At 53.2% G+C, this 12683-nt stretch carries 13 protein-coding genes; 8 read left to right on the top strand and 5 right to left on the bottom strand.

Features of this window, described 5'->3' with window-relative positions; translation table 11 throughout:
- The first annotated feature begins 10 nt into the window (after window positions 1-10).
- Window positions 11-847 (top strand): ATP-binding cassette domain-containing protein, encoded by an 837-nt coding sequence (locus GA0061071_RS02290; protein WP_061493830.1) that lies wholly within the window; start codon window positions 11-13, stop codon window positions 845-847.
- Window positions 848-855: 8 nt separating this feature from the next.
- A complete protein-coding gene (locus GA0061071_RS02295) occupies window positions 856-1689 on the top strand; it encodes an ABC transporter permease (RefSeq protein ID WP_061493829.1) in 834 nt (277 codons plus the stop codon).
- On the opposite strand, the gene GA0061071_RS02300 is transcribed toward GA0061071_RS02295, so the two are convergent.
- From GA0061071_RS02300 to GA0061071_RS02315, 4 genes are all read right to left on the bottom strand, one after another.
- Window positions 1683-2069, bottom strand: coding sequence for a hypothetical protein (locus GA0061071_RS02300; protein WP_088238160.1), 387 nt, complete (start codon window positions 2067-2069; stop codon window positions 1683-1685). The two genes, GA0061071_RS02295 and GA0061071_RS02300, sit on opposite strands and share 7 nt — an antisense overlap.
- A gap of 175 nt (window positions 2070-2244) precedes the next feature.
- Window positions 2245-3111: an ABC transporter permease gene (locus GA0061071_RS02305; RefSeq protein ID WP_061493827.1), complete on the bottom strand. Its 867-nt coding sequence runs from the start codon at window positions 3109-3111 to the stop codon at window positions 2245-2247.
- Window positions 3083-3925 carry an ABC transporter ATP-binding protein gene (locus GA0061071_RS02310; protein WP_061493826.1) on the bottom strand — a complete coding sequence of 281 codons (843 nt, stop codon included), beginning with the start codon at window positions 3923-3925 and terminating at the stop codon, window positions 3083-3085. The genes GA0061071_RS02305 and GA0061071_RS02310 overlap by 29 nt, the downstream gene beginning before the upstream one ends.
- Window positions 3926-3946: 21 nt before the next feature.
- Window positions 3947-4954 (bottom strand): ABC transporter substrate-binding protein, encoded by a 1008-nt coding sequence (locus tag GA0061071_RS02315; protein ID WP_088238161.1) that lies wholly within the window; start codon window positions 4952-4954, stop codon window positions 3947-3949.
- A 226-nt stretch (window positions 4955-5180) separates the two neighbouring features.
- Between GA0061071_RS02315 and GA0061071_RS02320 the strand changes: the two genes are divergently transcribed.
- From GA0061071_RS02320 to GA0061071_RS02345, 6 genes are all read left to right on the top strand, one after another.
- Window positions 5181-6203 carry a malate/lactate/ureidoglycolate dehydrogenase gene (locus GA0061071_RS02320; protein WP_088238162.1) on the top strand — a complete coding sequence of 341 codons (1023 nt, stop codon included), beginning with the start codon at window positions 5181-5183 and terminating at the stop codon, window positions 6201-6203.
- Window positions 6204-6503: 300 nt separating this feature from the next.
- Entirely contained in the window at window positions 6504-7712 is a 1209-nt protein-coding gene (locus GA0061071_RS02325) for a SpoIIE family protein phosphatase (RefSeq protein ID WP_088238163.1), read from the top strand.
- 9 nt (window positions 7713-7721) lie between these two features.
- Window positions 7722-8303 (top strand): SiaB family protein kinase, encoded by a 582-nt coding sequence (locus tag GA0061071_RS02330; RefSeq protein WP_061493823.1) that lies wholly within the window; start codon window positions 7722-7724, stop codon window positions 8301-8303.
- Window positions 8296-8712: a DUF1987 domain-containing protein gene (locus tag GA0061071_RS02335; protein ID WP_061493822.1), complete on the top strand. Its 417-nt coding sequence runs from the start codon at window positions 8296-8298 to the stop codon at window positions 8710-8712. Before GA0061071_RS02330 ends, GA0061071_RS02335 begins: the two co-directional genes overlap by 8 nt.
- Window positions 8706-9449 (top strand): GGDEF domain-containing protein, encoded by a 744-nt coding sequence (locus GA0061071_RS02340; RefSeq protein WP_061493821.1) that lies wholly within the window; start codon window positions 8706-8708, stop codon window positions 9447-9449. The genes GA0061071_RS02335 and GA0061071_RS02340 overlap by 7 nt, the downstream gene beginning before the upstream one ends.
- 289 nt (window positions 9450-9738) lie before the next feature.
- The gene (locus GA0061071_RS02345) at window positions 9739-11040 is read left to right on the top strand and encodes an ADP-ribosyltransferase domain-containing protein (RefSeq protein WP_088238164.1); all 1302 of its coding nucleotides are present in this window, start codon (window positions 9739-9741) and stop codon (window positions 11038-11040) included.
- A gap of 69 nt (window positions 11041-11109) precedes the next feature.
- Here the strand turns inward: GA0061071_RS02345 and ushA are convergent, their stop codons facing one another.
- The gene (gene ushA, locus GA0061071_RS02350) at window positions 11110-12672 is read right to left on the bottom strand and encodes a bifunctional UDP-sugar hydrolase/5'-nucleotidase UshA (protein ID WP_088238165.1); all 1563 of its coding nucleotides are present in this window, start codon (window positions 12670-12672) and stop codon (window positions 11110-11112) included.
- Window positions 12673-12683: the final 11 nt, after the last annotated feature.

A 12683-nucleotide genomic window follows, 5' to 3' on the forward strand; every position in this document is an offset into this window, starting at 1 on the left:
AGTAAACATTATGCCACAGCCGCTATTTGAATTACGCTCAATTACCAAGCAGTATTATTCCTCAGGCGGAAAGAGCTTTTTCCCCCGCCGGGAAAAAAGCGCCACCGTAACCGCATTGCAAGATATTAATCTGCACATATTTGCCGGTGAAATCTTTGTCATTGTGGGATTATCCGGTTCGGGAAAATCCACGCTGCTGCGCACGTTAAACCACCTTATTCCAGCCAGTTCCGGCGACGTGATCTTTCAAGGTCGCACACTCGCCAGTTTGTCAGATAAGGCGTTAATTGCTCTGCGTCGCGAGCACATGGGGATGGTGTTCCAGTCTTTCGCCTTGTTCGACGAACGCACGGTGCTGGATAACGTTGCCTTCGGTCTGGAAGTGGCCGGTGTGCCCCGCGAAGCACGGGAAAGCCGGGCGCAGGCGATGCTGGAAAAAGTCGGGCTCGGCAACGTGGCAGACCACTACCCACACCAGCTTTCCGGCGGTATGCAACAACGCGTGGGACTGGCGCGTGCGCTGGTGGTGAACCCTTCGGTCTTGCTGATGGATGAGGCTTTTTCCGCGCTGGATCCCATTATCCGCCGCGAGATGCAGTCGCTGCTGCTGATGTTGCAGGCCGAATCGCAGCGCACCATCGTGTTTGTGACCCATGACATGGAAGAGGCACTGCGTCTGGGTTCGCGCATCGCAATAATGGAAAAAGGCAAGCTGGTGCAGGTGGGTAAACCGGAAATGTTGATCAATGCCCCTGCCACACCGTATGTGCGCCGTTTCTTCTCCGGTGTGGATGTCTCCCGCTGGCAAATGGCGGAAAACTACGCCGATATCTGGACGACGCGTTAAGGAATATCATGGCTTACCCACTCGATTTCAGTCGGCAGATCGACAGTGCTATTCACGCCTTGCTGGCAAATGCTGGGGGGTTGTTTGACGGCATTGCCGCCGGTATCGATCTGTTTGCCAGCAGCCTTGAGCTACTGATTAACAGCCTCTCCCCTTGGGGATTGGTGATACTTGCGGTGGTGATTGGCGGCTGGCGCATCGGTAAGGGGTTCGCGCTGTTTGCCCTGCTTGCCACGCTGTACATCATTTACAGCGGTTACAGCGAACATGCTGCCATCACGCTGGCGCTCACTCTCTCTTCAACCTTCTTCAGCCTGTTGTTGGGTATTCCGCTGGGGATCTGGAGCGCGCGTCGCGCCGCCGTGGGTAGCGTGGTGCGGACACTACTCGATTTCATGCAAACCATGCCCGCATTTGTCTATCTGATCCCGGCGACGATCCTGTTTGGCCTCGGGCGGCCACCGGGGATCTTCGCCACCATTCTGTTCTCTATGCCGCCGGTAGTGCGCTTGACGGATTTGGGGATCCGTCAGGTGAATCCGGCGCGTATGGAAGCCGGTATCGCGTTTGGTTGCACACCGTGGCAATTGCTGTGGAAGGTACAACTTCCTGCGGCGCAGCCCGCCATTATGGCAGGGGTGAACCAGACCATTATGATGGCCATGTCGATGGTGATTATTGCCTCCATGGTCGGTGCAGGAGGACTGGGTAACGACATTCTCAGCAGTATTCAACAACTGGAGATGGGGCTGGGGCTGCAGAGTGGTTTGGTGGTGGTGCTGATGGCGATTCTGTTAGATCGTTTATCCGCCAGTTTCGCCCGGCGACCTGCCGGTCAATAACCCCGTGATTGTGAACGTTGCCAGGCGCCGTCGACCAGTTCGGCGGCAGCCTGTATTTGATCGCGAAACGGCGCGCCAAAGCTCTCCATCAGCGCAGCATGGCGGGTAAGAAAGTGCATCCCCTCTTCATTACCGGCAATGCTTTCCAGAAACCAGTCCGGTACCCCTTTTTTAAGACTGAGTTCGCACAGCCCGGCGGTGAATTCGGCACGTCGGGAAACGTCCGTGATCCAGGAGGGTTGCTGCTCATCCATTTCCCTGGCAACAGTGGCCTGCAACGCCCGTTGGGAACGGCTGTAATATTCGCGGATCTTCGATGAGCTCCACGCCTTCCCAAAAAACAGCAGTAATATCGGAACCACACACCAGATAATCGTCATTATGCGCTCATTGTCTGTTTTCACCGCACTCCGGATAGTACTGGCTAAAGCGGGCAAAAGCATCATCGCAAAAGTCTGTTTTTTGCCAAATGGCGGCTAAGACGTTACGCATAGCTGGCCCGGTAAGCATAGCGCCACCGGGCAATCAGCAATAGATGTGAGTATAAGGCGGGTACTAGCGATGCATTCCCCAGCGTTTGATGGTCACTTTTTCCAGGCTGGCAAACACCACGCCTTCCACCAGTAAACCGATGGCAATTACCGTGACCAGTCCGGCGAACACGCGATCGGTAAACAGCTCATTGCGATTCTGGAAAATATACCAGCCCAGACCACCTTCCCCACTGGATGCGCCGAACACCAGTTCTGCTGCAATCAGCGTACGCCAGGCAAATGCCCAGCCAATTTTCAGCCCGGCGAGAATGGCGGGCAACGACGCCGGGATAAGAATAGTGACCACATAACGCGGCCCGCTCAGTCCATAATTGCGCCCGGCCATACGCAGTGTTTCCGGCACGCCGCTAAAACCGGACCAGGTATTCAGCGCAATCGGCCACATCACCGAATGCACCAGCACAAAAATCAGGCTCACATTACCTAACCCGAACCACAACAGCGCCAGCGGCAGCAGAGCAATGGCTGGCAGCGGGTTAAGCATCGCAGTGAGTGTACTGAGCAGGTCACGACCAAATTGCGTGGTGACCGCCAGCGCGCTGGCAAGCAGCGCCAGCAGGCTACCAATCAGATAACCTTTCAATAAGGTACTCAACGAATTGATGATTTTGGCGGGCAATTCACCATTGCGCATATCGTCACTGAACGCATGCCAGGTTTGCAGCACGCCGGGCAGCATCAGGTCATTTTGCTGCACCCGCGCCGCCACCTCCCACAACGCCAGCACCAGTAACACGATCAGTGATTTACGTAACCACGCCTGATTCCACACGCGCTGACTCAGCGGTAACGGCGTCTCGACCGGCACATTACGCAGTGGCGGTAATTCGCGTTCGAATTCAGGACGGATGTACGGTGGCTGCGACATACGCGGTTTCCTCACCAGATGAAGGGGATGGGCTGGCCCCGTTTGTCGGGAACAACAGATCATGGATATGACGCGCGGCGTGCTGGAACGCCTCGCTGCCGAAATCATTCAGGCCAAACTGATGGCAATTGATCTCCGCTCTGACCCTGCCGGGGTGCGGGGAAAGCACCAGGATGCGGCTTCCGACCACCAGCGCCTCTTCAATTGAGTGGGTGACAAACAGCAGCGTAAAACGCTCCTCTTCCCACAGCGCCAGCAGCTCTTCCTGCATGGTGCGTCGGGTGAGCGCATCCAGCGCCGCGAAAGGCTCATCCATTAACAGCATGCGCGGTTTCATCGCCAGTGCGCGGGCAATGGCCACCCTCTGTTTCATGCCGCCGGAAAGCATGTGCGGCATCACATCAGCAAACTCCGCCAGCCCCACTTTATGCAGAAAATGCAACGCGGTCTCTTTGGCTTCCGCCCGGCTGGCCTTGCGACTTGCCAGCAGCGGAAACATCACATTTTCCAGTACCGTCTTCCACGGCGGCAGCTGATCGAACTCCTGAAACACCATCATCCGTTCCGGGCCAGGGGACGTGATGACCGAACCGGCCAGCGAAAGTTGCCCACTGCGTGGCGTGAGGAAACCGCCAGCGGCCTTCAGCAGGCTCGACTTCCCGCAACCTGACGGCCCAAGCAAGATAAAGCGATCGCCCGGCCAGACATCAAAACTGACATCGTGGGTGGCGCGCACCTGGCGCTCGCGCGTGCGGTATTCAATGTTCACGTTGCTGACCTGCAACAAGGGGCCGTCACTCGGATGCATTGTCATCGGTGTCTCCTGGGTTGCCGCTTAACTGCCTGGGTTTTCCCACGCCTCGTTAAAGAAATAGTCTTTCCATGAACTGGCTCTGTTTTTCAGTACGCCCAATTCATGGAGTTTTTCGGCATACACGCCGGTACGTTCCGGGGAGACGGTGAAGCTTATCTCGGGATCGTTAACAATTTTCTGCACCAGCGGTAACGGCAGACGGGATTTTTCGACGCGAATATAGGTTTCCGCTGCTGCGTTTTTGTCGGCATTAATGATTTTCGCCGCCTCACTCAGTGCGCGATAAAATGCCTGATAGGTTTTTGGATTCTCGTCGTGGAATTTCTCGGTGGTATAAAGCACATTAAATGTCGCTTGCCCGCCTAAGACATCATAGGAGCTGAGAATTTTATGCACATTATCATGTTCCAGTGCCTGATACTGAAACGGCGGGCTGGAGAAATGGGTGGTAATTTCCGACCCGCCGGCAATTAATGCCGCACTGGCATCCGGATGCGGAAGGCTAACGCTAATGTTATCAAAACGCTTAAAATCATCGTTGCCATATAATTTAGCGGTTTCAATCTGTAAGGTTCGCGACTGAAAACCGACGCCAGCAGCCGGTACCGCAATTCGGTCCTTATCGGTCAAATCTTTAATGCTTTTTACCGCCGGATTATTACTCAATAAATAGTTGGGCATTGAGCCCAACGAGGCGATGGCTTTGACATTTTGCTTCCCTTTCGTGCGGTCCCAGAGCGTAAGCAGCGGCGGCACGCCAGCTGACGCAACATCTAACGCACCAGAGAGCAAGGCTTCATTCATGCCGGTGGCACCGGATATTGTGCGCCAGTCGACGGTGATATCCAGCCCCGCTTTTTTCCCCTCTTTTTCGATCAGGTGCTGGTCGCGCACTACATCAAGAATTAAATAGCCAATACCAAACTGCTGCGCAATGCTGATTTTCCCTTCGGCAAATACCGAATGGCTCACGCCGCTTAATGTAAAAAGTGCCAGCGCCCCGGCAAGCGTCCTGTTTAATGTGTTCATGCCTGTCCCCAGAATATCGTTGTTATCAGCAGAAAATGATTGGCTGGTGGGAAAGCAAAAGGAAATGATTTAATCAGCAATGCTTAGTTGAAAATTAAAAATAGCTTTTCCCTCGCGGCATTATTCAATAAATGGCAAAGGATAGTTATTTTTCATGGTTATGTAACAAATATATCGTCGTTATAGTCGAAAACACCTCTTTTTATCCTCTATGAGTACAGGGATTATGCCTCTATTTTCACATCAACATTTACGCGTATTGTTGAAACAGCATCTGGTGCGGGTGAATACCGCACCCGAGATTGCGCAAAAAGTTGCGGATAACCTGGTGGAAGCCTCGTTAAAAGGCCACGATTCCCATGGTGTGACGTTGCTGCCCCGCTATATCCGCGCGATTCTGGCAGGCGATCTTAACGCCAATGCTGAACTGAAAACCGTGCGTGACGCCGGACCAATCCTCTCCTTTGAAGGCGGGCACGGGTTTGGTCAGTTGCTGGGTGAACAGGCGATGACCGCCGGCATCGAGCGCGTCCGGCAATTTGGCGTGGCGATTGTCGGTCTGGCGAACTCACACCATCTTGGGCGAATTGGCGCATGGGCGGAGCAGGTCGCCGACGCCGGGCTGGTATCGATCCACTTTGCCAACGTCGCCGCCCCTGCGGCGGTATTGCCGTTCGAGGGGCTGCGCCCCCGGCTTGGCACCAATCCCTTCTGCGTCGGCATACCGTTACACAACCGCCCGCCGGTGGTGTTGGATTTCGCCACCAGCGCCATCGCCGGGAATAAAGCCCGTGTGGCCTGGAATGAAGGTCGGCAAATTCCTGAAGGCTGCGCGGTAGACGCTAACGGACAGCCCACCACCGATCCCGGTGTATTAATGACCGAACCCCGTGGCGCACTGTTGCCCTTTGGCGGTCATAAAGGTGCAGGACTGTCGCTGGTTTGCAGCCTGCTCGGCGCCGCGCTGACCGGCGGTGAAACCGAAAGCCATCACATTCCGCCCCGCGAGGGCATTATCAACAACATGTTGTCGATTCTGTTTGACCCGCAACGTTTGGGCGCAGGCGAGCACTATCAACAGGAACTTCTGGCGCAGGTGGACTGGGTGCGTAACGACCAGCAAGGCCGCGATGTGCAGATTCCGGGAGAGCCGGAACGGCGCGCTTATGCCCGTCGTCAGCAAGAAGGCATTCACATTGACGAGGTGAGCTGGCGTGAGTTTATAGCGCTGGAGACATTACGTGCGTGATCCCGTACTTAATGCGGGGTTGATTGTTAAGATGATAAAGATTATCTTTCTCATTACCGAATAGTTGAGTCAAACGCTCAGGTATTCGGTACGACATTGCTCACATTGCTTCCAGTATTTTTGCCCGCCTGACAAGTGCGGGCTTTTTTTTGCCTTTCCCGCTCTGTTACCGCGCATCCGACTGAGATTTGGCTTAAGGAGCCATAATCTCCCGTTATTCATCGGCTTACTTACCTGAAATCAAACCGTCACAAAACCGACTTAACCTAAGAATATTCTCATTACAGGTTCTGTCAGAACATGGATATTCCGCTTTCATCCCGACAGCTTAACGCCGGTATTTTGCGCCTCACCGTACCGCACGTAACACCAGACAACAACAATACGCAGGTGATGTCGCTGTTTAACGAACATACTGCGTTGATTGGCCTGCCGGTGCTGGAGAACAATCGCCCTATTGGCATGATTAACCGCCATATTTTTTTGTCACAGATGAGCCGCCCCTTTTTCCATGAACTTTACGATCAGAAAAGCTGCATCGCCTTTATGGATAAAAGCCCGCTGATCGTTGATGCCGATGCGGGTCTGGAATACCTGTCGGAACGGGTCATCGAAACCGGTGATAAAGCGGTGACGGAGGGCTTTATTCTCACCCAGCAGGGGCAGTACATCGGTATTGGTCTGGGTATCGACCTGATTCGCACCGTATCGGATTTGCAAGCCAAACAGCATTTGCAAATTATGCAAAGCCTTGATTATGCGCGCATTATTCAGGAATCGATGCTGAGCCGTTCACGCAATACCATTGAACAAACACTGGAAGAGTGGTGTTTATACTGGCACCCGCGCGACTGTGTTGGCGGGGACATTTACGCGTTTCAGCGCAGTGAAAATGGCTGGCTAATGGTGCTGGCGGACTGTACCGGCCACGGTGTTCCCGGTGCCTTTATGACGTTCATTTTCTCTTCGGCGCTGGAAAAAGCGCTGACCATCGCCCGGCCCGATGCGCCAGAACACCTGCTCAGCCTGATCAATCAGCACATTAAACAGACATTAAGCCAGGTACACCCTTCGTCCGATCGCAGCCAGTCCAATGACGGTTGCGACGCTATTGCTCTGTATGTCGATACCCATCACGCCCAGGTAAGCTGGGCCAGCGCCCGTATGCACGCCTTTATTCTCGGCGCACATGCCGACAATGCCATTGTGCTGGACAGCTGTCGCAAAGGCATCGGTTATACCGATACGCCAGTGGACTACCAGTGGCAGCGTTATCAGGCACCGTTGCAACGGGGCGATACTTTTTTGATTGTTTCTGATGGCGCAACGGACCAGCCCGGCGGCCCGCGCGACATTATGTTTGGTAAGAAACGTATTCAGTCACTGTTAGTACAGAACCGCTCACTGCCCATGTCTGCCCTTTCCGATGCCCTGCTTCAGGCGTTGAAAAGCTGGCAAGGGCAACAGGCATCCCGTGACGACATGACATGGTTTGGTTTTCGCTGGTAGACAAAAAGTATGCAAATAAATGACCTGCAGGGCAAAGAAGCCGTCCTGTTACCCCTTTTTACTCTGCAACGGCAAAATGCCGTTGAGCTGTTTTATACGGGTTATTTTTCTCAGCAGCATATCGTTTCGCTGGGCAACGTCATTCGCACATGGCTGGATAAGCACGAATCTTCCGCCGTTACGCGCCGTAAACTGTTCTCGGTGTTTATCGAAATGGGGCAAAACATTGTGCGTTACTCCTCAGATGAGCGGTTTTTGTGCACCGGTCAGGATGAGCTGCGTTTTGGTTCTGTCTGTTTCCATATGGACACCTCCCATTATTACCTCGAAACCGCAAACCTCGTGGGGCCAGAAGCCTCTTCCCTGTTGCAAACCAACCTTGAAGTCCTGCGTACGATGACGCAGGCGGAAATTCGCGATGCCTGGAAGCAAGGGCTGCGTGCAGAAGCGCCGACGACCAGCAAAGGCGCGAACATCGGTTTGCTGACCATGGCGCGGGATACCAGCGCACCGCTGGAATATCGCATTCATCCACTGGCGGCAGGCAACCTCTCCGCCTTTCACTTAAAGGCAACCTTTTGCCATGACTGATACGACACTGACGCCCCCGATTGAACTGACCGCCACCGCTGCCACGCCAGAGGTGAAGTTCGATTTTGCCGCGCAGCGACTGCTGCTTAAAGGTGAAGCCTACCCGGAAAACGCGGCTGCGTTCTTCCGCCCGCTACTGGACGCAACGGAAAGCTGGCTGCAAACCCGGCCGCAAACATCAACGCCGGTGCAGTTGCACGTCGCATTGCGCTATTTCAACAGTTCCAGTACCAAGCTGCTGTTCACCCTGTTTGAAAGCCTGAACGATCACGCAAAACAGGACGTCCCCTGCGAACTGCACTGGTACTACGACGCCGAAGACGATATCTCCGAAGAGTTTGGTCAGGAGTTGCGTGTCGACTTCCCTTCGCTGGCGGTGTTTCTTATTCCGGACATCAACGCATGCTAGATATCAATGAGCTGTTCCGGGAGGAGTATTCCGTTCTCGAAGATGCCAGGCTGGCCGCCGCCGATCGTCAGCTCTCTGCCGATGCCTGCCGTGAGAAGCTGTGGGGCGTCGCGAAACACTATCAGCGTCTGATCCGCGAATCGTATCGTCTGATTTCCCGCAGCGACCGCGCGGAGCGTGAGCTAAACCGCATGAACGAGCAACTTCAGCAACTGGCGGCGCGTCTGGAGTATGAAGCGACGCACGATCCGCTGACGGCGGTGTTCAACCGTAGCGCGATCATCAACCAGATCAATCAGGGGCTGACTACCGGCAGCGTTGCGCTGATCCTGCTGGATATTGACCATTTCAAACGCATTAACGACGAGTATGGTCACCCGATGGGCGACCGGGTGATCTGCTCACTGGTGTCGCGCGTGCGCCGCGCCGTGCCGCAAAGCGCAGCGATTGGTCGCGTGGGCGGCGAAGAGTTCACCATTGTGCTGCCTGAAGCGCGCATTGAAGAGGCGATGATTATCGCCAGCTATATTCATGCCTCGCTCAATGCCTCACCGCTGGAGGTGCTGCCCCAGCAGTGGGTGACGGCCAGTTTTGGCGTCAGTCTCGGCGCGAAAGAGAGCGACTTCGAAACTCTCTACAGCGCAGCAGACACAGCGCTGTACACGGCTAAAAAACGCGGGCGCAATCAGGTAGCGCTGCATGAGGATTTTTTCCGCCAGCCGGCGAAAGCCTGCTAACCGCCGCGCGGCGGTTAGCAGTGATGCAATACTGAAATATCAATCGTGTCAGGATGATAAAGCGCCTGAGCAATGCGGCAGATATCACACACCCTCATCTCTCCAGAATGAATACGGCCGTACGCGCTACGGACGGCCGTTACGAGGTTGCTATAGCGTCACAGGGATAGACGACAGGGAACGTAAGGCGTGTAAATAGTCGTGAGAATTCTGATTTTTTACCCCAGCCTCTGGCACAGATTAAGGGAGAAACCATGCTGCTTATATAGCCAATAAAAGGGGCAGAATCATGTTCAATATCGAAAGCATTCTGGCGAAAATTAACCGTGCACTTACGCCTCATGGCGATATCACGCTGACATCTTCATTACTGACGGAATCCCTTCCCGAGCTGCACAAACGTTTTAAAAATATCCTTTCACGCGGTGAAATTCTCTATCTGTACCTGGAGTCTTTACGGGCGCAGGAAGATGCAACAACACGGGAAAAAATAAAGAAAACACCTTCAGCCTCAAAAATTGAACCTTCCGATCTGGCCCTCGCCATTCGACAAGCGGTAGGGCCTTTGACATTGCAGCGTTATGTGAATGCCACGGATGTCGGCGCGAAAAAATTGCTCCGCTATATCAAGGAGCATCCGGATGCCTTCGTCGATGATGTTGGTATTGAGCCATGGCCGATATCGTCGATGTTGAGGTCACAAATTGAAAAGAATCGCCTCCATCAACACAATCTCCGCTCTGGCAGCGATCCGGTGTATAACAAGGCTTTTAAAAAACGGCAATTCTGGAGTAACGATCAAAAAAGCGAAGGCAATAAAATCTTAAGCGATCAACGTGTTAATCCGTTCGCAAACTCCGTTAGCGAGTTAGCCCGGAAATACCATGAAAGATTGCATTCCTCCTCCGTTGCCAGCGGTGCAGTCAGAAAATTGACCCAGGCTGAGCGCGATATCATCAACCTTTACAGTAAAGAGTCACTCCCTTTCCATACGATAACATTAGGGTTCAGGGATCTGAATGCACAAGAGAAAGCACAGGGTTATCACATGGGCCAGGGGGTTGAACTGATTAACGCCTTATCCCGACTGCCCTCTCACAAAGGGAAAACCTACCGCGGTGCGTTTATCGAAAAGGGATTTACCTATGAAACGTCCGGCGTTCCGGTCACCCGAAGTATGACCGTGACAACCGGGAAAGATGGCAAACGCAGAGCATGGAAGCCAGGCGATTACGTCACAACAAGAACCTTTTTTTCCACCAGCGCAGCCAAAGGCGTTGCTGCCGAATTCATTATGCGTCAGCGTTTTGGATCAGGTTTTCACTCCGACACGGCGATTTTAAATGTGGTGGGAACCAGCGGTCGAAATATCACCCAACTGACCCACATAAAACAGGCAGAAGTCCTTTACCCTGCCTATACCGTTTTTCAGGTTAAACACGTGCAAAAAGGTGAATTTGGTCTTGAGATTGACCTGGAAGAAGTGGATGAAGAGATCTGGAACGATCCTGACGCGGTCATCAGGGATTATCGTTTTGGTAACGTTGTATTAGAAAGGCCAAAACATATGATCCCGCAACGGACCAAATAATACAGAACCGATAAAACGGCCACCGCAACTTCCGGTGGCCGTTGGCTTTATTCCGTTATGCGTCAGGACTTATAACGGGTATTTCCTTGCGATATAAGATTTCAGCACTTCGGCATCAATGTATCCCGTATTAACGTAACCGCTGTGTTGATTGAGTTCCGGGTAGCCATCCCCTCCTGTGGCATTATAACTGGGAAGGCTCATACGGTAAGTTTTATCCATTTCCAGTGGCTTACCGCTTATCGTGACGTGAGCCACTTTGCCATTATCCCGGTCAAACGCGATGTTGTGGAATTGAGCATAAGCCCCCGAGCCCGCAGTCTTAAATGCGACAACATTGAGATAGTCGATAATTTCCTTACCGGTCAGTGCAACATAAGTGACCGAGTTGCCAAACGGCTGGACTTTCAACACATCGCGGTAAGTGACGGGCCCCGCACTGATAGAACTGCGAATACTCCCGCTGCTGATAACGCCGAAGTCCGCCTGGGTTTTATCCATCTGCGCGGCAATAATCAGTTGCCCCATATTGGTTTGCTGTGAGCGAACCACATCGCGATCGCCTTCAAATGTTTGCCTGAACATGCCAACCGGCACGCTTAACTGGGTATCGATATGTTTTTTATATCCCTGCAACAGCGTATATAGCGCTTGCACCGCTGGCGTCTCCGCTTCTGTCGAGGCGACGACAGGCAGCAACTGATAACGTTTTAACGTAAGCTGACCTTTTTGCCAGATAAAATCGGCCCGCCCAAGGTAACGTCCGCTGTCGAGCGCCTGCATTATCCAGATCCCATTCTGGCGATCGGGCTTGCAGTCAGCATGTTTACGCCAATCAGCATCCAGTGCTTTGTCGCCAACGCAGACGGCGGTATGGGTATGCCCGCCAATGATCATGTCCACGCTGCCGGGGGGCAGTTCGCGCGCCAGTTCTACATCACCCGGCGCGCTGGAGCCGTGCTTGCCATCGTAATAATACCCAAGATGTGTAAGCGCAATAACCACATCGGGTTTCTCTTTTGCCATTTCCGCTAAGACCTTACGCGCTTCACTGACATGGGGTCGGAAATCGAGATTTGCCAGAATCGCCTTACTGCCAACGATCCTGGTATCCACGCTGGTCAAACCCAGCACACCGATTTTCAGCCCTTTCTTCTCAAAAAATGCATAAGGTGTAAAAGCACGATGCGACGTCTTGTTGTTATAAATATTGGCAGAAAGAAAAGGAAACCCTGCCCAGCCTTGCTGACGCTGAAGAATATCATGTGTGTTATCAAATTCATGATTGCCCACCGTCATCGCATCGTACCCCATCTTCGCCATGGCCTTAAAATCAGGCTCGGCAAGGAGAAGATCCGATTCCGGCGTACCGGTATTGACATCACCGGCATCCAGCAACAACACCGCACCTCCCTGCGCAGCGACTTCATTGCGAATACGCTCAATCATTGCAAACCGGTTAACCAGTCCGTTATTTCCCTCCTTGTCTTGCCAATAGGCCCCATGATGATCGTTGGTATGCAACACCGTGAGGAATACTGTCTCATCCCTGGATTGCTGGCTGGCGTACCCTGTCTGAATCAGCAAAAAAGGGAGAGCAAATAAAATGAACAGATAGCGAAAAAATAACATGTAGCCTCCTG

This window comes from Kosakonia oryzendophytica, from assembly GCF_900094925.1.
Classification (GTDB): domain Bacteria; phylum Pseudomonadota; class Gammaproteobacteria; order Enterobacterales; family Enterobacteriaceae; genus Kosakonia; species Kosakonia oryzendophytica.

What these genes read in the sequence shown, in the direction of transcription:
- GA0061071_RS02290 (WP_061493830.1), top strand. Translation starts at nt 11, where the DNA reads ATGCCACAGCCGCTATTTGAATTACGCTCAATTACCAAGCAGTATTAT.
- GA0061071_RS02295 (WP_061493829.1), top strand. Translation starts at nt 856, where the DNA reads ATGGCTTACCCACTCGATTTCAGTCGGCAGATCGACAGTGCTATTCAC.
- GA0061071_RS02300 (WP_088238160.1), bottom strand. Translation starts at nt 2,069, where the DNA reads ATGACGATTATCTGGTGTGTGGTTCCGATATTACTGCTGTTTTTTGGG.
- GA0061071_RS02305 (WP_061493827.1), bottom strand. Translation starts at nt 3,111, where the DNA reads ATGTCGCAGCCACCGTACATCCGTCCTGAATTCGAACGCGAATTACCG.
- GA0061071_RS02310 (WP_061493826.1), bottom strand. Translation starts at nt 3,925, where the DNA reads ATGACAATGCATCCGAGTGACGGCCCCTTGTTGCAGGTCAGCAACGTG.
- GA0061071_RS02315 (WP_088238161.1), bottom strand. Translation starts at nt 4,954, where the DNA reads ATGAACACATTAAACAGGACGCTTGCCGGGGCGCTGGCACTTTTTACA.
- GA0061071_RS02320 (WP_088238162.1), top strand. Translation starts at nt 5,181, where the DNA reads ATGCCTCTATTTTCACATCAACATTTACGCGTATTGTTGAAACAGCAT.
- GA0061071_RS02325 (WP_088238163.1), top strand. Translation starts at nt 6,504, where the DNA reads ATGGATATTCCGCTTTCATCCCGACAGCTTAACGCCGGTATTTTGCGC.
- GA0061071_RS02330 (WP_061493823.1), top strand. Translation starts at nt 7,722, where the DNA reads ATGCAAATAAATGACCTGCAGGGCAAAGAAGCCGTCCTGTTACCCCTT.
- GA0061071_RS02335 (WP_061493822.1), top strand. Translation starts at nt 8,296, where the DNA reads ATGACTGATACGACACTGACGCCCCCGATTGAACTGACCGCCACCGCT.
- GA0061071_RS02340 (WP_061493821.1), top strand. Translation starts at nt 8,706, where the DNA reads ATGCTAGATATCAATGAGCTGTTCCGGGAGGAGTATTCCGTTCTCGAA.
- GA0061071_RS02345 (WP_088238164.1), top strand. Translation starts at nt 9,739, where the DNA reads ATGTTCAATATCGAAAGCATTCTGGCGAAAATTAACCGTGCACTTACG.
- ushA (WP_088238165.1), bottom strand. Translation starts at nt 12,672, where the DNA reads ATGTTATTTTTTCGCTATCTGTTCATTTTATTTGCTCTCCCTTTTTTG.